Source organism: Shewanella sp. SM23, from assembly GCF_025654295.1.
Lineage (GTDB): Bacteria > Pseudomonadota > Gammaproteobacteria > Enterobacterales > Shewanellaceae > Shewanella > Shewanella oncorhynchi.
Map to the genome: position 1 here is coordinate 65927 of NZ_JAKKRM010000005.1, position 24352 is coordinate 90278.

General features: G+C 46.6%; 20 protein-coding genes. 13 read left to right on the forward strand and 7 right to left on the reverse strand.

All coding sequences use genetic code 11. The features are described from left to right. Positions 1-91: 91 nt before the first annotated feature. Both proB and L5L98_RS08355 read left to right on the forward strand, forming a co-directional pair. Positions 92-1210 (forward strand): glutamate 5-kinase, encoded by a 1119-nt coding sequence (gene proB, locus L5L98_RS08350; protein ID WP_105251651.1) that lies wholly within the window; start codon positions 92-94, stop codon positions 1208-1210. 12 nt (positions 1211-1222) lie between these two features. Then, complete coding sequence (locus L5L98_RS08355) at positions 1223-2500, forward strand: glutamate-5-semialdehyde dehydrogenase (protein ID WP_263139994.1); 1278 nt, start codon at positions 1223-1225, stop codon at positions 2498-2500. Positions 2501-2604: 104 nt separating this feature from the next. On the opposite strand, the gene L5L98_RS08360 is transcribed toward L5L98_RS08355, so the two are convergent. From L5L98_RS08360 to L5L98_RS08370, 3 genes are all read right to left on the reverse strand, one after another. Further along, positions 2605-2913: a hypothetical protein gene (locus tag L5L98_RS08360; RefSeq protein WP_219251162.1), complete on the reverse strand. Its 309-nt coding sequence runs from the start codon at positions 2911-2913 to the stop codon at positions 2605-2607. A gap of 209 nt (positions 2914-3122) precedes the next feature. Further along, complete coding sequence (gene ybaK / locus L5L98_RS08365) at positions 3123-3599, reverse strand: Cys-tRNA(Pro) deacylase (protein WP_028759489.1); 477 nt, start codon at positions 3597-3599, stop codon at positions 3123-3125. Positions 3600-3718: 119 nt separating this feature from the next. After that, the gene (locus L5L98_RS08370; RefSeq protein WP_263139999.1) at positions 3719-4639 is read right to left on the reverse strand and encodes a DMT family transporter; all 921 of its coding nucleotides are present in this window, start codon (positions 4637-4639) and stop codon (positions 3719-3721) included. A gap of 288 nt (positions 4640-4927) precedes the next feature. On the opposite strand from L5L98_RS08370, the gene dnaK reads away from it, so the two are divergent. The 3 genes from dnaK to L5L98_RS08385 all read left to right on the forward strand — a co-directional run bounded on the left by dnaK (position 4928) and on the right by L5L98_RS08385 (position 8984). Continuing rightward, the gene (dnaK, locus tag L5L98_RS08375) at positions 4928-6847 is read left to right on the forward strand and encodes a molecular chaperone DnaK (protein ID WP_263140001.1); all 1920 of its coding nucleotides are present in this window, start codon (positions 4928-4930) and stop codon (positions 6845-6847) included. Between the two features lie 110 nt (positions 6848-6957). Continuing rightward, positions 6958-8094 carry a molecular chaperone DnaJ gene (gene dnaJ / locus L5L98_RS08380; protein WP_113941183.1) on the forward strand — a complete coding sequence of 379 codons (1137 nt, stop codon included), beginning with the start codon at positions 6958-6960 and terminating at the stop codon, positions 8092-8094. 296 nt (positions 8095-8390) lie between these two features. Then, positions 8391-8984 carry a hypothetical protein gene (locus tag L5L98_RS08385; protein ID WP_113941184.1) on the forward strand — a complete coding sequence of 198 codons (594 nt, stop codon included), beginning with the start codon at positions 8391-8393 and terminating at the stop codon, positions 8982-8984. Positions 8985-9721: 737 nt separating this feature from the next. Here L5L98_RS08385 and L5L98_RS08390 read toward each other — a convergent pair. Both L5L98_RS08390 and L5L98_RS08395 read right to left on the reverse strand, forming a co-directional pair. Further along, positions 9722-10732 (reverse strand): sugar-binding protein, encoded by a 1011-nt coding sequence (locus tag L5L98_RS08390; protein WP_263140006.1) that lies wholly within the window; start codon positions 10730-10732, stop codon positions 9722-9724. 336 nt (positions 10733-11068) lie between these two features. Continuing rightward, positions 11069-11347: a DNA polymerase III subunit epsilon gene (locus L5L98_RS08395; protein WP_173243176.1), complete on the reverse strand. Its 279-nt coding sequence runs from the start codon at positions 11345-11347 to the stop codon at positions 11069-11071. 574 nt (positions 11348-11921) lie between these two features. Here L5L98_RS08395 and L5L98_RS08400 point away from each other — a divergent pair. The 8 genes from L5L98_RS08400 (at position 11922) to L5L98_RS08435 (ending at position 22088) form a co-directional block, all read left to right on the forward strand. Continuing rightward, positions 11922-13253: a DEAD/DEAH box helicase gene (locus L5L98_RS08400; protein WP_263140010.1), complete on the forward strand. Its 1332-nt coding sequence runs from the start codon at positions 11922-11924 to the stop codon at positions 13251-13253. 137 nt (positions 13254-13390) lie between these two features. After that, positions 13391-13975, forward strand: coding sequence for a GNAT family N-acetyltransferase (locus tag L5L98_RS08405; protein ID WP_263140013.1), 585 nt, complete (start codon positions 13391-13393; stop codon positions 13973-13975). Positions 13976-14124: 149 nt separating this feature from the next. Further along, a complete protein-coding gene (locus L5L98_RS08410) occupies positions 14125-14934 on the forward strand; it encodes a M48 family metallopeptidase (protein WP_028759303.1) in 810 nt (269 codons plus the stop codon). Positions 14935-15153: 219 nt separating this feature from the next. After that, positions 15154-15771, forward strand: coding sequence for an FKBP-type peptidyl-prolyl cis-trans isomerase (locus L5L98_RS08415; RefSeq protein ID WP_006083907.1), 618 nt, complete (start codon positions 15154-15156; stop codon positions 15769-15771). A 71-nt stretch (positions 15772-15842) separates the two neighbouring features. Then, the gene (gene dapB, locus L5L98_RS08420; protein ID WP_105251661.1) at positions 15843-16655 is read left to right on the forward strand and encodes a 4-hydroxy-tetrahydrodipicolinate reductase; all 813 of its coding nucleotides are present in this window, start codon (positions 15843-15845) and stop codon (positions 16653-16655) included. Between the two features lie 168 nt (positions 16656-16823). Then, complete coding sequence (gene carA, locus L5L98_RS08425; protein ID WP_263140018.1) at positions 16824-17984, forward strand: glutamine-hydrolyzing carbamoyl-phosphate synthase small subunit; 1161 nt, start codon at positions 16824-16826, stop codon at positions 17982-17984. 27 nt (positions 17985-18011) lie between these two features. Further along, positions 18012-21236: a carbamoyl-phosphate synthase large subunit gene (carB, locus tag L5L98_RS08430; RefSeq protein WP_105251663.1), complete on the forward strand. Its 3225-nt coding sequence runs from the start codon at positions 18012-18014 to the stop codon at positions 21234-21236. Between the two features lie 120 nt (positions 21237-21356). Continuing rightward, positions 21357-22088 (forward strand): RluA family pseudouridine synthase, encoded by a 732-nt coding sequence (locus L5L98_RS08435; protein WP_198571776.1) that lies wholly within the window; start codon positions 21357-21359, stop codon positions 22086-22088. Between the two features lie 80 nt (positions 22089-22168). Here the strand turns inward: L5L98_RS08435 and L5L98_RS08440 are convergent, their stop codons facing one another. Further along, the gene (locus L5L98_RS08440; RefSeq protein WP_263140019.1) at positions 22169-22942 is read right to left on the reverse strand and encodes a substrate-binding periplasmic protein; all 774 of its coding nucleotides are present in this window, start codon (positions 22940-22942) and stop codon (positions 22169-22171) included. 216 nt (positions 22943-23158) lie between these two features. Continuing rightward, a complete protein-coding gene (locus L5L98_RS08445) occupies positions 23159-24247 on the reverse strand; it encodes a methyl-accepting chemotaxis protein (protein WP_263140021.1) in 1089 nt (362 codons plus the stop codon). Positions 24248-24352 lie beyond the last annotated feature (105 nt).

A 24352-nucleotide genomic window follows, 5' to 3' on the forward strand; every position in this document is an offset into this window, starting at 1 on the left:
GAAAATTTATCTCGAGTTAATAACTCCTTGCTACCAATTACTCAGCGGATTAGGTATAAGGATTGTTCGGTTATTTTGTTACAAATGAATAATGAACTTAAGTGAGATTGCGTATCGCCGCGTGGTAGTGAAGTTAGGGACGAGTGTGCTGACCTCTGGCAGTAAACAGCTAGATAAAGCCCACATGGTTGAGCTTGCTCGTCAAATGGCCGCACTGATGAAGTCAGGGGTCGAAGTCGTATTATGCACCTCAGGGGCAATTGCCGCTGGGCGTGAACATCTCCAATACCCGACACTGCCCGACACTATGGCCAATAAGCAATTGTTAGCCGCTGTCGGGCAAAGTCAGTTGATCCTCGCTTGGGCACAACTCTTTAGTATTTATGGGCTGCATGTGGGCCAATTGCTGCTGACCCGTGCCGACTTGCAGGATAGGGAGCGTTACCTTAACGCCCGCGACACGCTCAATGCCTTGTTGGCCAATAATATTGTGCCGATCATCAATGAAAACGATGCCGTTGCTACCAATGAGATTAAAGTGGGCGATAACGACAATTTATCGGCGCGCGCAGCACTCTTATGCGATGCTGACTTATTGATTTTATTGACGGATCAAAAGGGCTTATTCGATGCGGATCCACGTACTAACCCGAACGCTAAGTTAATTTCACAGGTGGTGAAGATTGACGATAGTCTGCGTATGCTGGCGGGCGGTTCTGTATCGGGTTTAGGCACGGGTGGTATGTCGACTAAATTGGAAGCAGCGGATATTGCTCGCCGTGCTGGCATCGAAGTGGTTATCGCCTCTGGCCATCACCCAGATGTGATCAAAAAAGTGGTCGCCAAAGAGTCCGTCGGTACTCACTTTAGTGCCATCGAAAACCCGCTCGAAAGCCGCAAACAGTGGATTCTAGCGGGACCTGCAACTCAAGGTTCTTTAGTGCTTGATGCGGGCGCGGTCAAAGCCGTGACTGACAAGGGCCGCAGTCTATTGTCTAAAGGTATCGTAGGCGTTAAAGGTCAGTTTGAACGTGGTGCGACGCTACAATTAGTTGATCAACAAGGTAAAGTGATTGCTAAAGGGATGACACGATACTGTGGCCAAGCCCTGAGTTTGATTGCGGGTAAGCATTCCGACGAGATCGAGTCTGTACTCGGTTACGATTATGGTGACGCAATAGTGCACCGCAACGACATGGTTGTCTTATAAGCGAGGTCTGTTTTGAGTCAAATGAATCAAGATCAGTATTTACAGCAACTTGGCCAAAATGCCAAACAGGCCAGTTATGCTTTAGCCAATTTAACGGCGAGCCAAAAGGCTGACTTACTCGAAGCTATTGCCGATGCGCTGACGGCAAACTCCGCCGCCATTTTAGCGGCTAATGCTAAAGACGTTGCCGCCGCTAAGAACGATGGATTAACTGAGGCGATGATCGACAGACTGTTGCTCGATGATGCGCGTTTAGCGGGCATTATCGGTGATATCAGCGATGTGATCCGCCTTGCCGATCCCGTGGGCGAAGAGTTTGGCAGCAAGTTATTAGATAACGGTTTAAGGCTGACTCGTCGCCGCGTACCGCTGGGCGTGATTGGGGTTATCTACGAGGCGCGCCCGAATGTGACTGTCGATATCGCGGTACTTGCCCTTAAAACGGGTAATGCGGTGATCCTCCGTGGCGGAAAAGAAACCCTTGAATCGAATAAGCTTATCAGCGAAGTGATCCGCGGCGCGATTGTCGCCCAAGGTTTGCCCATAGATGTGGTGCAATTTATTGATTCTTCAGACAGAGCCCTAGTGACAGGTTTACTTAAGCTCGATCAATATGTCGACATGATAGTGCCGCGCGGCGGTCAAGCATTGCAGCGCTTATGTGCCGAGCAAGCGACGATTCCAGTGATTTTAGGCGGCATTGGTATTTGCCACTTGTATGTCGATAAAAATGCCGACCTTGAGCGTGCCTTAGGCGTAATCGCTAATGCCAAAGTGCAGCGTCCAACTGTGTGCAATGCTCTTGATACCTTGCTGGTGGATGAGCGCGTGGCGAGCAGCTTTGTACCGCAAATTGCCGAATATCTGCATCGTCTAGGCGTGCGTTTTTCAGTTTGTGACACAAGTTTTAGTCTGCTGGATGGTTTAGGGTTCGATGTGATGCTTGCTAAGTCTGAGGATTTTGGCATTGAATGGTTGTCGTTAACCTTAGGTATCAAAGTCGTGAGCGATATCGATGCTGCTGTTAGCCATATTCGCCAGTATTCTAGCGGCCATTCGGAAGCCATTTTGACCGATGATATTCATGCAGCGGCGCACTTTATGAATGAAGTGAACTCAGCCGCCGTGTATGTCAATGCCAGTACGCGTTTTACCGATGGCGGTCAGTTTGGTCTTGGCGCTGAAGTGGCGGTGAGCACGCAAAAACTGCACGCCCGCGGTCCAATGGGGCTTGAGGCATTAACCACATATAAGTGGTTAGCGTGGGGTGATTACACTAGTCGTGTTTAGCGGTAAATACCGATAAACCCAAAGCCGTTAACCTACTACGTTGACGGCTTTTTTGTTTGCGGTATCCAACTGAATAGCGACATCAATGTGTTTGGCTAACAAGTTTAGCTGCTTATGGCGAGCGGGGTATAAGTAACAAGTAACCAGATACAGAAAAATATCGTCGACATAACGACAGTGAATTTACGAAAGGCCTTGATGTATTCCAAGGTATAAATAAAGTACTTTTCTTGTACTCTGCGAGTGAGTAAAACCGAAGGCAGCATAAAACTGCAATAGAGCATGACTACCATAGTGGTAAAACTGTTTCCCCAGAAATGCTCATAAATAAATAAGGCGATGCAGAGTAGCATGGCGCACCAACTGATAGGGCTGATGCTATTTTCTGGATTCCATTGGGTTGATTTTTCCATCTGACTATCCTTAGTCGATTTGTACCTCAGTACAATTTATAGACGGATATCTCGGCTTTATCAAACGCTTTCCACTTTAGACTCAGTACGCTGGCCAGTTTGTTGCCGTTTGAGCCTTGTTCACCATTTATCTAATATGAGCGCGTACAACTTAAAGTGAATTGCTTACTTAACGCCGAATGACTTGTGCTTAATGTGGCCTGGATAGCTTAAAGTGTTTTGATATCGGCAAATTCGCCTTTGCAAAGCAGGGCTAAGTCTGTGGCCGCTAAGCTTATCTCTAAACCGCGTCTGCCCGCGCTGACATAAATCCTGTCGAAGCCTTGAGCGCTGGCATCAATCAAGGTTGGTAATTGTTTCTTTTGCGCTAAGGGACTAATACCGCCGACTAGATAGCCTGAGGATTTTTGTGCTAGGTCGGCATCGGCCATTTGTAGTTTCTTTTGCCTTAAGCATTTCGCTACGGCTTTTAGATTAAGCTGATGATCGACGGGCACGAGCGCAACGGCAATCGGCGCATGGGCTTTGTCGATTGCAACTAAAAGGGTTTTAAATACTTGCGCGGGTTCGAGCCCTAAGGTGTTAGCGGCTTCTTCGCCGTAGGCGGCGCAGTGTGGATCGTGGCTGTACTCTAAGATATCAAACGCGATCTTGGCTTTTTTCGCCAATCGGACGGCCGGGGTCATTTTATACTCCTTCACAAAATGGGGGATATTAGCGCTTAATCTTGGCTTAGAATGTTAGCCAGCTCTTTTAATTGGCCCATTGCCGTGAGCTAACATTATTTAAGGCTGCTACTCAACGATTATTCCGCTAGCTTTGTGCTTATCTTGTTTTTACGCTCTAAATAACGGGGCAGAAGTTGCTGCAACATCATCCCCGATAAAATAAAGGCTAGGCCGAGATAGGTTGCCATCGCAATCGTTTCCTGCAAAATCCACGCGATAAAACCAATCGACATCACAGGGGATAAAAACACCATAGTGCTGATGTTCGCGGTGCGAGTGGCGGTTTTCAGCGCCATTAACCAGAGCACGAAGGTAATGCCCATCTCAAATAAGCCCACATACATACCTGCAAATATCGCCTTAATACTAAAACTGGGCAGGGTATCTGTCAGCACTAAGGTGACGGCAATAAAAGGTAAGCCGATAAGAAAACTCAATAATAAACTGACCACAGGATCGCCTTGATCTTTAGTGTTGACGATCCAATATAGGCACCAGAGTAAGGTGCTAGTCAGCGCTAATCCGATACCGAGCGGGCTATCAAAACTAAAGCCGCTGATATCGCCGCCGGTAGCAATGATAAACACGCCTGTATAGGCAATCAGCGCCGCAGCAATGTCGCTCTTACGTAAATGTTGCTTTAACAAAGGCGCGGCAAGTAACGGCAGTAATACCGCCCAAGTGTAATTAAGTGACAACGCTTGCTGCGCTGGCAGTAAGGAATACGCTTTAAATAGCACGACATAGTAAAGGAAGGGATTGATGAGTCCAGTCACCAGATAAAACATGGGGCGGTGTAAAAACTGTTGCTTGAGTAAGGAAAGCTTTTTTTGCCAAGCAAGGATTCCGGCAAGGGCAATAATCGAAGTGAGTACGGCAACAAACACCAGTTGCAGCGGTGTGTAGTAACTCAAGGCAATCTTAAAGGCAGTGGCCACTGTAGACCAGAGAAAGACCGCCGCCATGCCATACACGTACGCTAAATTCGAAGACTTCACTCTGCTACCTTACTAGGATAAACATCCGCCAAATGTGGGCAGATTGAATAACAGCTTTGGTTGATAAGCAAGACTATTTTATGTGATTGGATATTTTATCCAGCTGTAGATGCGAGAAAGATAAATCAGAAAATTTTTTTGTTCGCCCTTGTAATTAAATTCCCTGTCCCAATATAGGTATCAAGGCAGAGAAGGTGGCCAACGATGGACTTGATATTTAAACCGTCTAGCCCCATATCAAAACCAACTAAACAAATTTAGATTGAATGAAATTTTTCGGAGGACCTCATGGGTAAAATTATTGGTATCGACTTAGGCACAACAAACTCTTGTGTAGCTGTCCTCGATGGTGGCAAAGCACGTGTGTTAGAAAACGCTGAAGGCGATCGCACAACCCCGTCAATCATCGCTTATACAGATGATGAAACCATTGTCGGTTCGCCAGCAAAACGTCAAGCTGTGACTAACCCGACTAACACATTCTTCGCGATTAAGCGTTTGATTGGTCGTCGCTTTAAAGATGACGAAGTCCAACGTGACGTGAACATCATGCCATTCAAAATCATTGCAGCCGACAACGGTGATGCATGGGTTGAATCGCGTGGCAACAAGATGGCTCCACCACAAGTTTCTGCAGAAATCTTGAAAAAGATGAAGAAAACCGCAGAAGACTTTTTAGGTGAAGAAGTAACTGAAGCGGTTATTACTGTTCCTGCTTACTTTAACGATTCACAACGTCAAGCGACTAAAGATGCGGGTCGTATCGCAGGTCTTGATGTTAAACGTATTATCAACGAACCAACGGCTGCAGCATTAGCCTACGGTATCGATAAGAAACAAGGCGACAACATTGTTGCAGTATACGATTTAGGTGGTGGTACATTCGATATCTCTATCATCGAAATCGACAGCAACGATGGCGACCAAACATTTGAAGTGTTGGCAACCAACGGTGACACCCACTTAGGTGGTGAAGACTTTGACAACCGTTTGATCAACTACTTAGCTGACGAATTCAAGAAAGAGCAAGGCTTAGATCTGCGTAAAGATCCATTAGCAATGCAACGTCTGAAAGAAGCAGCAGAAAAAGCGAAAATTGAACTTTCAAGCACCAACCACACTGAAGTGAACCTGCCATACATCACGGCAGACGCAACAGGTCCTAAGCATTTAGTGATTAAAATCACTCGTGCTAAATTGGAATCACTGGTTGAAGACTTGATTATCCGTACATTAGAGCCACTAAAAGTTGCCCTGGCTGATGCAGATTTATCTGTAACAGACATCAACGAAGTGATTCTAGTGGGTGGTCAAACACGTATGCCTAAGGTTCAAGAAGCAGTGACAAACTTCTTCGGCAAAGAACCTCGTAAAGACGTGAACCCAGACGAAGCGGTAGCCGTAGGTGCTGCAATTCAAGCGGGCGTACTGTCAGGCGACGTGAAAGACGTATTACTGTTAGACGTAACACCACTGTCTCTGGGTATCGAAACCATGGGCAGCGTGATGACTAAGTTGATTGAAAAGAACACTACTATTCCTACTAAGGCGCAGCAAGTGTTCTCAACAGCCGATGACAACCAAAACGCAGTGACGATTCACGTACTGCAAGGTGAGCGTAAGCAAGCGAGCGCGAACAAGTCATTAGGCCAGTTCAACTTAGACGGTATTGAGCCAGCTCCACGTGGCCAGCCACAAATTGAAGTGATGTTCGACATCGATGCCGATGGTATTCTGCATGTGTCTGCGACAGACAAGAAAACCGGCAAGAAACAAAACATCACCATCAAAGCTTCTTCTGGCTTAAGCGAAGAAGAAGTGGCGCAAATGGTACGTGATGCCGAAGCTCACGCAGATGAAGACAAGAAGTTTGAAGAGTTAGTGCAAGCACGCAACCAAGCTGACGGCTTAGTCCACGCGACTAAGAAACAAGTGGAAGAAGCGGGTGATGCATTGCCAAGCGAAGATAAAGAGAAAATCCAAGCTGCTATGGCCACTGTTGACACTGCCAGCAAAGGCAATGACAAAGAAGCCATTGAAAAGGCAACTCAAAACTTGATCGAAGCATCTGCTAAGCTGATGGAAATCGCTCAAGCTAAGTCTCAAGCTCAAGGCGGCGACAATGCCGACGCGGGCAAACAGGCTAACGCTGCTGCCGATGACGTTGTCGATGCTGAATTCGAAGAAGTGAAAGACGACAAGAAATAATGACTTGTTTTCAATCAAATAGATTGATTTCAAAGCGTTAATTTCTAGGCGGGCGTTACGGGGCAACCCTAACGCCCGTTTGTTCAACACCAGCTGAGAAGCATGAGATTATGTCAAAGCGAGATTATTACGAAGTATTAGGTGTCAGTCGTGACACCAGCGAACGTGAAATTAAAAAGGCCTACAAACGTCTGGCCATGAAATTTCACCCAGATCGCAACCCAGGCGACAAAACCGCAGAAGCTAACTTTAAAGAAATTAAAGAAGCCTACGAGATCCTAACCGACGCCGACAAAAAAGCGGCCTATGACCAATTTGGTCATGCGGGTGTGGATCCTAATCGCGGTGGCGGTGGTTACGGTGGTGGTCAAGGCGATTTCGGTGATATTTTCGGTGATGTCTTTGGCGATATTTTCGGCGGTGGACGTCGTGGTGGCGGTCAACGCCAAGCGGCCCGCGGCTCAGATTTACGTTACAACCTAGAGTTATCACTGGAAGAAGCCGTTAAAGGCTTAACCAAAGAACTGCGTATCCCAACACTGGCGACTTGCGATCTATGTGAAGGCAGCGGCGCTAAAAAAGGCACCTCTGCAACCACTTGTGGCACCTGTCATGGCCAAGGCCAAGTCCAAATGCGCCAAGGTTTCTTTGCGGTGCAACAGCCTTGTCCAACCTGTCATGGCCGCGGCAAGATCATCAAAGATCCTTGCACTAAGTGTCATGGCGATGGCCGTGTTGAAAAGAGCAAAACCTTATCGGTTAAGATCCCTGCCGGCGTAGATACGGGCGACCGTATTCGTTTAGCGGGTGAAGGCGAAGCGGGTGAGTTTGGCGCGCCTCCAGGGGATTTATACGTTCAGGTCAGTGTGCGTGAGCATGCGATTTTCGTCCGTGATGGCAATAACCTTTACTGCGAAGTGCCGATATCCTTCAGTAAAGCGGCCCTAGGCGGTGAGATTGAAGTGCCAACACTGGATGGTAAAGTCAGCCTGAAGATCCCAGCCGAAACGCAAACGGGCCGTATGTTCCGTTTACGTGGCAAAGGCGTCAAGTCGGTTCGCAGCCATGCGGTAGGCGACTTGCTCTGCAAAGTGGTTATGGAAACCCCAGTTAACTTAAACGATCGTCAAAAAGAACTGTTACGCGAATTTGAAGCCACCTTAACTGGTGAGTCGAAAAAACACAGCCCAAAGGCTGAGGGCTTTTTCGATGGCGTGAAAAAGTTCTTTCAAGATCTGAATAGCTAACTTGGTCTAGTGTCGCAGAGGTTAGCTGCGCACTAGAAGAAAAAAGCCCTGCAATGGTTAACCTTGCAGGGCTTTTTTATATTCGGATTTATGCCCAAATATTAAAGTGTTTAAAGTTGAAGCAGCCTGCGGTGGTGTTTCACCAATTAGCTGCTTAATTGTCCTGTGTCGTACTTCGGAGTTGAATTCGGAATCAAGCAGTTGCTATAAAACAAAATGACTATGACCGTAAATAGCGTTACTATAATGAAAAGTAACACTTAATATGCACCGTAACTGCTAATGAGAGAGTAATTATGGATTCAATAACTGGAGAATATGGACAAATCAGAAAACCCTTAATTTACTATAAGGGAAATCTCGTAGCATTGAATATATCTGAAGAGTCTGAGTCATATTTTGGCGGTAACTTACCATTAATATCTAACTTTCCCGAGACAGCGAAGTTACATCTTTTGTTTACATTAAACAGAGATATATTAGATTTATTCGACAACATCCAGTTTTCTAGCATAGCATTAATTTATCCGTTTATGCATGATGGTGGTTCAATCAAATATCAAATAAGATATGACGGAAGTATCAAGATACAATCAGTCCATCCCCGAGAAGCTGAAAATGATTGGCCCTATGAAAATTACCCAACCTCCTTTTTAAAAGTGAAATTTGCACACGAACAAATCCTAAAAATGGATTTTAATGATTTCAAAAATCTACTTCCACAAGGCCAATTCACTAACAATAGTGAAGAAATAATAATAGTCATTCCTCCTCAAGCTGGTTATGAAGTTTCTCTTTGGGGCGATGATGGTGATGCAGAAAATGTTTTATGTGTTTTTAGAATCTGCCCTAAAACTGGTAATGTATATGCAGACAATCAATGCAGCTAACAAGAGCAGACCACGGACTTGCAAACCTATTAATTTAATTGTCCACTAAATAATAAAACTTGTACCAAATTTAAATATAGCCACTACTCCCTTCATGATAATGCCCAGAAGATCAGACGGGCATCCACAGTAATTGCGTGGTAGTTAATCTCCAGCTTTGCTTAAGCATTGAACAAGGAGGTTTGTATGTAGTGTCATTGAAATGATTGGACAGGCAGGAAATGTTATTGAGATACTCATTATTAAATTTTAGAAAGATGGAGTGTTAGTTCTTTTTTTAAATACGAATAAGTAACACTGAAACTTCAGGAGTTCATATTCCGTGCGAAGTTGTCTAAATACGGAGTAAAAATGCCGTGGCGACATCATGGATGATGGTGCAGGCTCGGGGGCACATGGATGTGCCATCTGAGCCGTTAGGCAATTTTTATTGGAGTATGAGACAGGTAATTAATGCATGTAACTTCGCTAGGGTGAGTGCTGCGTAGCAGCGTTTCGAACGAGAGCCTGGGATGGCGAACTGGCAGTTAGACATGGACGTTGTTCGCCGGGGTATTTCCAAAAGGGGAACAAGCGCTTTTCCCCTTTTGGTCGCGTGTGGGGTGAAGCCTGACGACTTTGATGTAGATTTTGATTTAAAAATCCAAACGAAGTTTGGAAATTGGGTATGCGTGAGCCATCAATTATGATCAATGGCTCCTTTGAGATGTGTACTGGCCTAATCCATCATTTTTGCGTCACATTCCGGTACGCTTGTCACAGGTGTCAACGTTTTGAGGAGTACAAAACGTAACAGGTGTGTAGATTGCTTTCTCATACTTTTGTTTTGTGACAATTTTATAAAGCGTCAAAATTGCCTGTCTTCCCATTTCATATGGATTTTGACCCACATTGACATGAGCAAGACCATCTTTCAGCATCATTAACTGCTCTGGAGATGTATCGGTAATAATAATGACGATCTCCTTGTTATTAATTTTTTCTTGGTATGGAGCCATCATTTCACGATAGAGCGCATCATTATTTTGCGCCCAACCACCAACGGCGATAAAAGAGTCTGCCTTCACAGGCTTACCTTTCATTACGGACTCCATTTGTTTAACGGCTTGACTAAGTTGATCAAAGTTAAAAAAAGGTTCTCTAATTTCTGTCCAGCCAAAGTCGCCATTAAGTAATTCCCCTGGAGGAGTATCGTATTTTTTCCCTGATAAGGCGGAGCGTACACCCATAAGTCTTAAATTTAGATTGGGAGAATCTGGCCGCCCAGAATGCATTATCAGAGTTCCCCCATTTGGCCGTAGTTTTTTTAACTGTTCACCCAATGATTTACCTAGTTCAAAATTGTCAGTGCCTATATAAGCGAAGCGTAAATTCTCAGGTTCTTCTTTGATAGAAGCGTCAAAATCAGAGTCATAGGTAATAATCGGAATTCCTGCATTTTTAGCTCTTTTTAGACTATTTTCAACGAGGTATTTAGATTGTGTAACAGCGACAGCGATACCATCTATACCTTCATCAATCAGTTGATTGATTACCTGATCTTGCAATCTAACACTGCTAATTTCAGGTCCTCGATATATACATTCTACGCCTTCTATTTGAGCCGCTGCATCTATACAGCCATTTTTGCTTTGATCAAAAAAAACACTATAAAATTTAGGCACAACAGCAAATTTCAGCTCTTTTCCATAGGCAGAGGATATTGGTAATTGACTTAATACAATGAGTAACAAAAATAATCTCACCACACTTCCTCCTAAAAATAATGAGACAGCGACTTAACGCTTTACAACAGAATGTAGCAAAGGAATGGATTTAAAGACATGAGATGCAACGGTGTTATTGAACATTATTGATCTGAATCAGTAATTCACAATACAATGGCGAACATGTCTGTTAGACATGAACGTTGTTTGGCAAGTGAGATCCAAGAAAGATATAATGAGCAGTCCTCCTTGGTCGATTTCTTAATAAAAAATCAGGGAGAAGTCCCACGACGTTGATTTGGATTTAAAAATCCAAACGAAGTTTGGAAATGGGGTATGCGTGAGCCATCAATGATGATCAATGGCTCTTTTGAGAGGTTACTCTTCTGTATCAGTAAATGCGGCTTCGGCTTTCTCTAACTCTTGCTCGGTTTTAAGCTGAAACGCTTGCTGCTTTTTAAGCTTGGCTTCTTCTTCAAGTGCGGCTTCTCTTTGTTTAAATTCGTGTCTCTCTGGTTTAGTTAGAAACTTAAACGCGAGCTTGTTGCCTAGCACGTAGGCGACGACGTCTTCACCTTTTGTGCGGCGTTCATCGACACGTTGTGAAAAACGGGCGTTATCGCGGGCTTTACGTTCTTCGGCATTTAACTTACTCATAATCTGTTCTCCTCATTTAGTTAATCACGGTAGTGTTCCACTACGTTCAGTTAAACAAATGAGTTGTGTTGCACATTCATAAAGCTGATTGGGCGGGATTCTACCATAAGCGCTCACGAAAGCTGTGGGATTAAAATCTACCATTCCATCACCTGCGTTAACTTTGCGCACATAAGAAAGATGCGGCTAGAGTCACTTTTAAGATACACCACGAACACCGAAGCGACAGGAATTCACCTATTCCTGCGAACTGGCCGTTAGACATGGACCTTGTCCGCAAGGGAGATCCAAGAGGGGATTACAGTTGAGCCCCTCTTGGTCGACTCTTGATTTAACATCAGGGGGTGAAGCCCACGACCTTGATGTCGATTTTGATTTGATATTCGGTTTAGAAATTCAAACGAAGTTTAAAACTTAGGCTTTCTTAGCGGCGTAAGGCAAATGCCGTAACTGTATCGTTGCAAGCAGTACCGTTGCGAACTGTGCCAAGGCTTGCGTAAAAGCCGAAACAACATTGGTATTCAAAGGCAACTCTCAGTAAACTTTCGCTCCCATGTTTTGATCCGGTGCTGTGATGACCTTTCCCGAGCTTTCTTCTTACCCTGAGTCGTTAACTTTTGCTGAGCTTGGCTTAAATTCGGCGTTACTTAAGGCCTTGCCTGCAAGTCTTAAACATCCGACAAAGGTGCAGCAACTCACGATTCCGGCCATTCTTGCAGGACGGGATTTGTTAGCCTTAGCACAAACCGGTAGCGGAAAAACCTTAGCCTTTGGTTTGCCACTCCTACAACAAATTTTGTTGCAACAGCAAACACAGTTGCAGGGCGCTAAGTCTGTACAGCGTCCAAATGCACTGGCGTTAGTGCTGGTGCCTACACGGGAATTAGCGCTGCAAGTGACTGAGTCGCTGCAAACAGTGGCGAGTCAGTTATCGACTTCGTTGAACATTCAGCTTCTGTGTGGTGGGGTCGCGCTGGAAGACCAATTAGCCGAACTTGCAGCCAAGCCGCAGGTATTAGTGGCAACCTCTGGGCGTTTACTGGATTTATGTAAACAGTCCCACGTCAGCCTCGATTCGATAAAACATCTTGTGCTGGATGAGGCTGACCGTCTGTTGGAAATGGGGTTTTGGCCCGATGTGCAAAAGCTGATGGCGTTTATGCCTAAGCTTAAGCAAACCTCGTTGTTTTCTGCCACCTTGCCCGAGGCTTTGGATACATTGGCGGGCAAGCTACTGGTGAATAAGCCGCTACGGGTCGAAGCTCACAAGGTGAATTCAGTGGCTGGTGAAATCGAAGAGCAGCTCTATTTAGTCAACAAGGGCAGCAAAGCACAGGCATTGATTGCGCTGTTAAAACAGTATCAATGGCCGCAGGTGTTGGTGTTTATCAGCGCCCGCGATGATGCCGATGCCGTCGCTAAACGGCTCGCTAAAGCGGGGATGAAAGTTGCCGCGCTGCACGGTGAAAAAGAGCAAACCGTTCGCAGCCAAACCTTGGCCGACTTTAAAGCCAATCGTATCCAAGTATTAGTGGCGACAGATTTGATGGCGCGCGGCATTCATGTTGATGCCTTGCCTGTCGTCATCAATTTGGATTTGCCCATGAGTGCGCCTGTGTACGTGCACCGCATTGGCCGCACCGCGCGCGCTGGCGAAAAAGGGCTGGCGATTTCCCTCGTGTGCCACGGTGAAATGGCAACTTTAACGGCGATCCGCAGTTTAACTGCGCGGGAGTTACCGCTGGCATTATTGGCTGACTTTCCGGTAACGGATAAGCCGAGTGAAAAAATCACTGATGACGCCACTGAGATCAAAGTTGAGCGTAAGCGACCACCACGGGATAAACAGGCGAATCGCCGTAGCATCAATAAGCACAGCGCTAAAGAGTTTAAAGGTAAGCGCTGAGCTTGAAGCTATTCATAGCGTTCAAGCTTGGCGTGCCTCAATCACTAAACTGATAACAGAATAAAGCGCATTGGCCGCTGTTATCACTTTCGCTCTGGGTGTAACTTAGTGACTTATTTACATTAAGGAACTAAGTCATGGGATCGACATTGGCGTTAAGCAAAACACTTCATAAAGTGGTGAATAACGGTTTAACGACCGAGCACTTTGTACTTAGGCCATTCCAGCGAGCGGATCTTGAGGCTTTTACCTGCTATCGAGCCGACCCTAAGGTCGCCAAATATCAAAGCTGGACGGATTACAGCTATAGCGATGCACTCGCGTTGTTCGAGAAGATGGATTATGCACAATTTGGTGCGGTTGATACTTGGTTTCAGCTTGCAATTGTCACTGTCGCATCGGGAGCAACACCGACCCAATTAGTTGGCGATCTGGCGCTGCACTTTATTGATGAGCTGCAGGTGGAAATTGGCTTTACGATTGCGCCTGAGCATCAAGGTAAACATGTTGCTTTTGAGGCCGTCAGCGCATTGCTGGATTACCTCTTTATTGAATTGCATAAGCATAGAGTTATTGCTATCACCGATGCACAAAATCTTGCCTGCTGTCGCTTACTCGAAAAACTCCGCTTTAGGCGCGAGGCCCATTATGTGAAAAACATCTTCTTTAAAGGCGCGTGGGGCGATGAGTTCGTCTATGCCTTGTTAAAGGAGGAGTATTAATTCACTTTAGGTGCAAAGTATCGCTAACGCGCGCCGCCAGTGTTTCTCTATTTGGCTTATCTTGTCTATCTCAGTAAAATCTTTCCATTAGTTGAGCCCGTGTTGGCTCAAAGATCTTCACGCCCGTCATGGGATTTAAGGAGTGCCACATGAAATCAATGCGTTTAGGCTTAGTGGGGATGGCGGTCGCGCTCGGATTATCGGCCTGTGCGACCACGCAATCGCCAACAGGGCGAGGGCAGACCTTGTTGTATTCAGCGGCGCAAATGCAGCAGATGGGCGATTCCTCCTTCGAGGAAATGAAAAAACAGCAAAAAGTGAGTAGTGATAAAAAGCTGACACAATACGTCAATTGTGTCGCTAATCGTATTACCGCAGTGCTGCCGGACCAAACCCAGCGCTGGGATGTGGTTTTGTTTGACTCTGAACAAGTTAACGCTTTTGCTCTGCCGGGTGGGCATATTGGGGTTTATACCGGATTGCTTAAGGTCGCTAAGGGGCCAGATCAGCTTGCTACTGTGCTCGGTCACGAAGTCGCGCATGTGTTGGCGCAGCACGGTAATGAGCAGGTTTCCCGTGGCCAGTTAACGGGCGTTGGAATGCAGATTGCCGATGCGGCGCTAGGGGCGAGTGGTGTGTCGAATCGCGACTTATATATGTCGGCATTGGGACTCGGTGCTCAGGTGGGGGTGATCTTACCTTTTGGCCGTGCCCAAGAGAGCGAAGCCGATATCATGGGCGTAGAGTTAATGGCTCGAGCGGGTTTCAATCCGGCTCAGAGTGTTGAGTTATGGCAGAATATGTCGAAGGTGGGCGGTAGCCAAGGGCCGGAGTTATTATCGACCCATCCATCGAACAGTAATCGCATCGCTCAGCTACAACAATTGCAAGCACAGATGCAGCCACTTTATGCCAGTGCTAAAGCGCAGGTGAAGAATCAATGTGTGGCGCCGAAATAAGCTGAAGTCTATTTAAGATCAAAGTGCCCGTTTGGTGAGTGTTCGCTGTCGTTTGCGCAGAGATATGTCTCCTTAACCTATTTATGCTTTTGGATAAATACGCAATAAGTGTGTAAAAAAGCCTCCTTAGTTAAATAAGCAGTCAGTTTATCAGCATAGCTCGCTGAACTATGGTAAACTGGCGCGCAAAATTCCACTGATAATTGAGAGTCGTTAATTATGTCTGATAAATTCAGTACTGTTGAACAGCAAGCAAGCTACGGTGTAGGCCGTCAAATGGGTGAGCAACTGGCCGCCAATTCTTTTGATGGCGTGGATATTCCAGCCGTTCAAGCGGGTTTAGCCGATGCGTTTGCCGGTTTAGAAAGTGCTGTGTCTATGCAAGATCTGCAAGTTGCTTTCACTGAAATTAGCGGTCGTATTCAAGCTGCTCAAGAGCAAGCTGCTGCTGCTGCGTCTGCTGAAGGCGATGCTTTCTTAGCTGAAAATGCTAAGCGTGATGGCGTGACTGTGACTGACTCTGGTCTGCAGTTCGAAGTATTAGTCCAAGGTGACGGTGCTACTCCAACTTACGAAGATACTGTTCGTACTCACTACCATGGTTCTTTCATCAATGGTGATGTGTTTGACAGCTCTGTAGTTCGTGGCCAACCTGCTGAGTTCCCAGTTTCTGGTGTTATCGCTGGCTGGACTGAAGCACTGCAACTGATGCCAGTAGGCACTAAGTTGAAATTATTTGTGCCACATCACTTAGCTTACGGTGAGCGCGGCGCGGGGGCATCGATTCCTCCTTATTCAACTTTGGTATTCGAAGTTGAATTATTAGATATCATCTAATATTGAAAAAACGCCTAAGCCTGTCTTAGGCGTTTTCTTATGGAATACAAAGAAAGATTGAGGAGATTGAAATGAGTGGACAAGTGAGAGTGGCAATCGTCGGTGCCGGTGGTCGTATGGGACGCACTCTTATTGAAGCGGCCTACAATCACGACCATATTTTACTGGGTGCCGCCATTGAGCGTGCAGGCTCAAGTTTAGTGGGTGTGGATGCGGGTGAGTTAGCTGGTGTGGGTAAATTAAACGTCATGATCATGGATTCGCTCGATTATGCGACCGATGATTTTGATGTGTTGATCGATTTTACCGCGCCAGACGCCAGTATTGTCCATTTAGATTGGTGTGTTCGCCATAAGAAAGCCATGGTGATTGGCACAACCGGTTTCAATCATGCTCAAAAAGAACAGATCAATGCCTTTGCCGAGCAAACGCCGGTCGTGATGGCGCCGAATATGTCTGTGGGTGTCAATTTGATGTGGAAATTACTCGAACTGGCTGCCGAAGTCATGGGTGATTACACGGATATCGAAATTATCGAAGGCCACCACAGACACAAAAAAGATGCGCCGTCGGGTACAGCCCTGAAAATGGGTGAAGTGATTGCTAAGACCTTAGGTCGCGATCTTGAAAAATGTGCCGTATATGGCCGTGAAGGGATCACGGGTGAACGTGACCGTGAAACTATCGGTTTTGCGACTATTCGTGCTGGTGATCTCGTTGGTGAACATACGGCCATGTTTGCCGATATCGGTGAGCGTTTAGAGATCACCCATAAAGCTTCGAGTCGTATGACCTTTGCTAATGGTGCTATGCGTGCTGCTCACTGGCTCGTGGAGCAAAAGCCGGGCTTGTATGATATGCAGCAGGTTTTAGGTTTGCATTAATATTAAAAACGCCGATATGGCGTTTTTTTTTGCACCCAGTTACCAGTGGGTGGACGGTTTCGCGTTTTTACTGTAAACTCGCTGGAATTTGTCAAAATTTCGTAAATTAGCGGAAATTGGTATCTTAACATAACATAAAAACATTATATTTCAGTGGCTTGGCTCTTTATGGAGGTCGCGTTGACAAAGTCTGCCTTACTCGTACTCGAAGATGGAACTGTATTCTCTGGCACAGCAATTGGTGCCGATGGTCTCTCTGTTGGTGAAGTTGTTTTTAACACTTCCATGACAGGATACCAAGAAATTTTAACTGATCCATCCTACTCACGCCAGATTGTAACATTAACCTACCCACACATAGGCAACACTGGTACCAATGATGAAGATATTGAATCCGATGGGGTTCACGCTTGTGGTCTTATCATTCGTGATCTTCCGCTCATCGCAAGTAGTTTCCGTAATCAACAAAGCTTAAGTGATTATCTCAAAGCGAACAATGTCGTTGGCATAGCAGATATCGATACCCGCAAGTTAACTCGTATTCTCCGTGAAAAAGGTGCTCAAGCCGGTTGTATTATGGCAGGTGCAGACTTAGACGAAGCAAAAGCGCTCGCCGCTGCCAAAGCTTTCCCCGGTTTAAAAGGCATGGATCTCGCTAAAGAAGTCACGACCAAAACTGCCTATCCATGGCGTAAAGGTAGCTGGCGTTTAGTGGGCGGCTTACCAGAAGATACGCCAGCAAATGAGCTTAAATACAAAGTAGTAGCCTACGACTACGGCGTTAAGCAAAACATTCTGCGCATGTTAGTGGACCGCGGTTGTGACGTCACCGTAGTGCCTGCTAAAACTTCAGCTGCCGAAGTGTTAGCGATGAATCCCGATGGTGTATTCCTTTCGAACGGCCCTGGCGATCCAGAGCCATGCGATTACGCGATTGAAGCGATTCAACACATTCTGAAAACCGACACGCCGATTTTCGGTATCTGTTTAGGTCATCAGCTACTCGCGCTGGCCTCAGGTGCAAAAACCTTGAAGATGAAGTTTGGTCACCACGGTGCAAACCACCCAGTGAGCAATATCGAGAAAGGTAACGTGATGATCACCAGCCAAAACCACGGTTTTGCTGCCGATGAAACGACCTTACCCGCCAACATTAAGGTGACGCATAAGTCGCTGTTTGATGGTTCACTCCAAGGTATCCATCTCACGGACAAGCCCGCGTTCAGCTTCCAAGGTCACCCTGAAGCGAGCCCTGGCCCGAACGATGCCGCCCCGCTGTTCGATCACTTTATCGAGCTAATCGACATATACCGTCAGAACGCCAAGTAGTACGCTAGCTAGGAGAAGAGAGAAGCAATGCCAAAACGTACAGATATAAAGAGTATTCTTATCCTAGGCGCCGGCCCAATCGTGATTGGTCAGGCATGTGAATTTGACTATTCTGGCGCACAAGCGTGTAAAGCGCTGCGTGAAGAAGGCTACCGTGTCATTCTGGTGAACTCTAACCCTGCCACCATTATGACTGATCCAGAAATGGCCGATGCCACTTATATCGAGCCGATTCACTGGGAAGTGGTCCGTAACATTATTGCTAAAGAACGCCCAGATGCGATTCTGCCAACCATGGGCGGCCAAACCGCACTGAACTGCGCATTAGAACTTGAAGCCAAAGGCGTACTGAAAGAATTTAACGTCGAGATGATTGGCGCGACTGCCGATGCTATCGATAAAGCTGAAGACCGTAGCCGCTTTGATAAAGCGATGAAAAGTATTGGTCTTGATTGTCCACGCGCGGGCATTGCCCACAATATGGACGAAGCTTATGGCGTACTTGATCAAGTGGGTTTCCCTTGTATTATCCGCCCATCCTTTACTATGGGTGGCTCGGGTGGCGGTATCGCTTACAACAGGGAAGAGTTCGAAGAGATCTGTTCACAGGGCTTAGAGTTATCGCCAACGAGTGAACTGCTGATCGACGAATCACTGATCGGTTGGAAAGAATACGAGATGGAAGTGGTCCGCGATCGCAACGATAACTGCATTATCGTCTGCGCCATCGAAAACTTCGATCCTATGGGCGTGCACACGGGCGACTCTATTACAGTTGCACCCGCGCAAACCCTGACTGATAAAGAATACCAAATCATGCGTAACGCCTCTATGGCCGTACTGCGTGAGATTGGTGTTGAGACCGGCGGTTCGAACGTACAGTTTGGTATCAACCCGAAAGATGGCCGTATGGTTATCATCGAGATGAACCCACGTGTATCGCGCTCTTCAGCATTAGCATCAAAAGCAACGGGTTTCCCGATTGCGAAAATCGCTGCTAAGTTAGCAGTTGGTTTCACTCTTGATGAGCTGATGAACGACATCACTGGCGGTCGCACGCCAGCGTCATTCGAACCTGCTATCGATTACGTTGTGACTAAAGTGCCACGCTTTAACTTTGAAAAGTTTGCCGGCGCGAATGACCGCTTAACCACACAGATGAAGTCTGTGGGTGAAGTGATGGCGATTGGCCGTACTTTCCAAGAGTCGCTGCAAAAAGCATTACGTGGTTTAGAGGTTAGCCGTAACGGTCTAGATCCTGTTACAGATATGTCTAAACCTGAGGCGATGTCGCGTATTCGCCACGAGCTGAAAGAGCCTGGTTGCGACCGTATTTGGTACATAGCCGATGCGATGCGTGCGGGGCTGAGCTTAGATGAAATCTTTAAACTGACCAATATCGACCCTTGGTTCCTCGTGCAAATCGAAGAGCTGGTTCAGCTCGAAGGTGTTGTCGCTGAAGCGGGTCTGGCGGGTCTGGATATCGACTTACTGCGTAAGCTGAAACGTAAAGGTTTTGCCGATGCGCGTTTGGCCGATGTATTAGGCGTGAACGAAGCCGAAGTGCGTAAGCTGCGTGATAAGTTCGACCTGCACCCAGTCTATAAGCGTGTGGATACCTGTGCGGCTGAGTTTGCAACAGACACGGCTTACATGTACTCAACGTATGAAGAAGAATGTGAAGCTAACCCATCGACCCGTGACAAAATCATGGTGTTAGGTGGCGGGCCAAACCGTATCGGTCAAGGTATTGAGTTCGATTATTGCTGTGTGCACGCGGCGTTAGCGCTACGTGAAGACGGCTATGAAACCATCATGGTGAACTGTAACCCTGAAACCGTTTCAACCGACTACGACACTTCAGACCGTCTGTACTTCGAACCCGTCACACTGGAAGACGTATTAGAAATCGTCCGTATCGAGAAGCCAAAGGGCGTTATCGTGCAGTACGGTGGTCAAACGCCATTGAAATTGGCCCGTGCCTTAGAAGCCGCTGGCGTACCTGTAATTGGTACTAGCCCAGATGCCATCGACCGCGCCGAAGACCGTGAGCGTTTCCAGCAAGCTATTCAACGCTTAGAGATGAAGCAGCCTGAAAATGATACCGTGACTACGGTTGAAGGTGCTGTGATTGCCGCTGAGCGTATCGGTTATCCGCTAGTTGTGCGCCCATCCTATGTACTGGGCGGCCGCGCGATGGAAATCGTTTACGACAAGCAAGATTTGCTGCGTTACTTCAACGAAGCCGTGAGCGTATCGAACGCGTCGCCAGTACTGCTCGATCGCTTCTTAGATGATGCGATTGAAGTGGATATCGACGCAGTATGTGACGGTGAAATCGTGGTGATTGGCGCGATTATGGAGCATATCGAACAAGCGGGTGTTCACTCAGGTGACTCAGGTTGTTCGCTGCCGCCATACACGCTAAGCCAAGAAATCCAAGATCGTATGCGCGTTCAAGTCGGCAAGTTGGCGATGGAACTCGGTGTTGTCGGCCTGATGAACGTACAGTTCGCCGTGAAAGATAACGAAATCTATATGATTGAAGTTAACCCACGTGCTGCCCGTACTGTGCCATTCGTGTCCAAAGCGACCGGTGTGCCTTTAGCTAAGATCGCCGCGCGTGTGATGGCGGGCCAAAGCTTAACGTCGCAAAACTTCACTAAAGAAGTGATCCCACCTTTCTACTCAGTGAAAGAAGTGGTGTTGCCCTTTAATAAGTTCCCAGGTGTTGACCCACTGTTAGGCCCTGAAATGCGCTCTACCGGTGAAGTCATGGGCGTGGGCGATACGTTCGCCGAAGCCTATGCTAAGGCGCAGTTAGGTGCGACTTCTGAGGTGCCTAAGTCGGGTCGTGCATTATTGTCTGTGCGTAACAGCGATAAGAAACGCGTTGCCGATTTAGCGGCTAAGTTAATTGAGCTCGGTTACCAAATCGATGCGACTCATGGTACTGCGGTTATCCTAGGCGAAGCGGGTATCAACCCACGTTTAGTGAACAAGGTACACGAAGGACGTCCACACATTCTCGATCGCATCAAGAATGGTGAATACACTTATATCGTGAACACTACCGAAGGTCGCCAAGCGATTGAAGATTCTCGTCAATTGCGCCGCGGTGCACTGCGTTACAAAGTTAACTACACGACGACCATGAATGCTGCATTCGCCACTTGTATGGCCCATGCCGCCGATGACCGTACTAACGTGACGTCAGTACAAGAACTGCATCTGCGCGTACTGGCTAAATAAGCTATAGCGTTAATGTTGTTAATTAGAGGGCCGCATAACTTAGGTTATGCGGCCTTATTATTTCGTCAATTTTGAGCGCTTCGTTCATTTTATCTTCTACTTATGTTGCCTGAGAAAATTATGTCAGCGCCAGCCGATAGCCTTGCCAAAGTCGATACTTTTATTGCGCCGCCTTGCCTCGGGCAAATACGCGTGCTCTATCAAGATAGCGATATTCTACTGATTGATAAGCCGAGCGGATTATTGAGTTTGTCGGGAAAGAATCCGCTGAATCTCGACTCGGTGCATTATCGTTTAGTGCAGGATTTTCCGACGGCCACTTTGCTGCACAGGCTCGATTTTGGCACTTCCGGTATCATGCTGGTGGCGCTGAATAAAAGCGTGAATGGTTTGCTGACAAAACAGTTTCAGGCGCGCACGGTTGAAAAGTGTTATACCGCCTTGCTGCACGGGCATTTAGCCGCTGACAGCGGGGTGATTAATCTGCCGATCGCTAAAGATGTTGAGCATTTCCCACTGCAGAAGATCTGCCATAGCACAGGCAAAGTTGCGATCAGTGAATATCAGGTGCTGGAACGATTAACCGAACCTTTCGCCACGCGGGTCGAATTTATCCCTGTTTCTGGCCGAACCCATCAACTGCGGATCCACAGTCAGCAATTGGGTCACTCAATACTGGGGTGCGATCTCTACGGCGGCGTGGGTGAGTGCGTGACTGATAAGGCTGATGCAGATGAAGCTGATATCACTAATACGATGAGCAGCAGATTAATGCTGCATGCGACCCGCTTAGCGTTTAATCATCCTATCACGGGTGAGCGTATCGACTGGGTTTGTGAGTGTCCTTTTTAAGCGCTTTTAAAAGAGCAATAGAGTTTAGCTCTCAGCATTCAGCACTTAGCACTTAGCACGTAGAATTTAGAGCAATGGGTTTAGTTGCTAAACCCGATACGTTCGGTTTGCATGGGCGGCGCATCGTTGGGGAGCCAAGTACGGTAAATCGTTGCGAAGGTGCCATCTGCTTTTATCGCTTCTAGGCTGCTTTTCCACTGTTCGATCACATCATTGGGCGTGCCTTGTGAGAAGGCAATGTAAAGATGATTAGCACTAATCGTGAAGAGCGACTCTACATCATCAATGCTCGCGCCCGCATCCGACAGAATACTCGGCGCGGTGAGATTGGCATTACACCAAAGATCGACACGTTGCTTCATTAATTGTTTGGCACTCAATAAGGGCTCGGATGAGGCCGCAACATTCGTAAATCCCAGTTCGAGCAATAGGCGTTCTTCCACCGAGGCACGATAGACACCAATTGCCTTAGCCGTCTTTGCATCATTTATAGTGGTTATTTTTATACCGCTATTTTTTAAGGCATAAAAATTAGTCGTGCCGACAGCAACAGGCCCAATCATAGTAAACATTTGCTCCCTTTCTGCTGTGCGCGTCATAGTAAACAACACAGTATTTGGTTGCTCGGTCAGCATTTTCCAGCCGCGAGCCCAAGGTACGACCTTGATTGGATCTGGGTTGTTTATGCGCTTTTGAATTTCTTGTACTACCTGTACAGCTAAACCATCGGGTTTGCCATCGACAGAAAAGCTGATTGGTGACCATTCTTCGGTATAGATGTTGAGCGGCTGCGCGCGAAGAGAAACTGCGCTGCTAAGGGTGAGTGATAACAATAAACTTGTGACTAATTTCATTAATAACCCTAAAAATTAGAATGTTATAATTGAGTCTCACTGCTTGCTCTTGAAACGATTAAAGATGAAGGCTGTGCTTAAATCAAGTATAGCTAGGGGTTCATTTTCTAAGATTAAATTTACTATACCGTTTTGAACGATAAAAAAAGAGCGCTTGTATGGCGCTCTTAGGTAGGCTTATTTATGGGTGATAGCTTATCTTTCTGTGCTTATATATCACGCTCGATATACATCTCGCATAAGGTTATCAATGCAATGTACAACACGCATACTGGCGTCTTCCATTGAGTGCAGTTGTTTGACCATCTCAGGCAAATTACCTTTTTGTCTCGCATTGAGCGCCGCTTTTCCTGCCTCGTGTACCGCTTTATGTGGTGCATCTAATGCTTTGAAATTACTTAAATGCTGATAATTCTCGGCACCAAATCCTTTGAAATACCATTGCCCTAGGCGGCACTCAGTGTGTGAGTTCACATTGTGGTTATGCTGTGGTTTTTCAATTAATTGATAAACGCTACTTTTCCAGACTGCGTGGTCGAGCTTAGTGGTATTCAAGAATGACGCAGTGGCTGCGTTATGGATAACGTGCTGCATTTGTTTTGAGCGTTGCAGGACATCTTCAACGACTTGACCAATTTGGGTTGAGGAGGTGGCTACATCAACGGCACTGCTTTGATTGTTATGAACAATTTCTTTAATCTCAGCCGCTTGCGCGACGATTTGTTTCACGAGCTTTTCAATATGGCTACTGGCTTCATGTGCTTTGCTTGCAAGCTGGCGCACTTCATCGGCCACCACGGCAAACCCCCGTCCTGCTTCGCCTGCACGGGCGGCTTCAATGGCGGCGTTCAATGCCAGCAAGTTTGTTTGTTCTGAAATTCCTTGAATAGCCGCGACAAATTGATTGATTGAAGAGGTCGTAGCATCGAGTTCTGTGACAGCTTTCATGCTGTTTGATGCTTGATCATTAATATAAGTCGCTCTAGTGCCTAAATTGGCAATGGCCACACGGGTTTGATCAAAAACGTGATTGAGTTCAGACAGTGATTCTTGTTCTGCTGAGAGCAATTCGGCACTGCTGGCTAAGCCTTCGCGCACGGCATTAAGCATATCTCCGCCTAGGTTTTGGCAGGCGATCACTTCAGTGTAGTGGTCTGCATTTTGGCGAGACTGTTGCTGCATGGTCTCATTTTCACGGATCATGCCACGCAGTTCATCTATTTCATTTTGGTGTTGGCGTTCTAGTTGGATGAGTCGCTCTTTAAGCGCCTGGTTTTCAGCTTTGAGCTGGGAATTAAACCACATATAAAACCTCTCAAGTCGCTAGGACTATCACTATTGCTTATCGACTTACTGTGACTGGGCTCAGCGGTAAATACTGCAATGTTAATAAAAAGTAAAACGATTCAG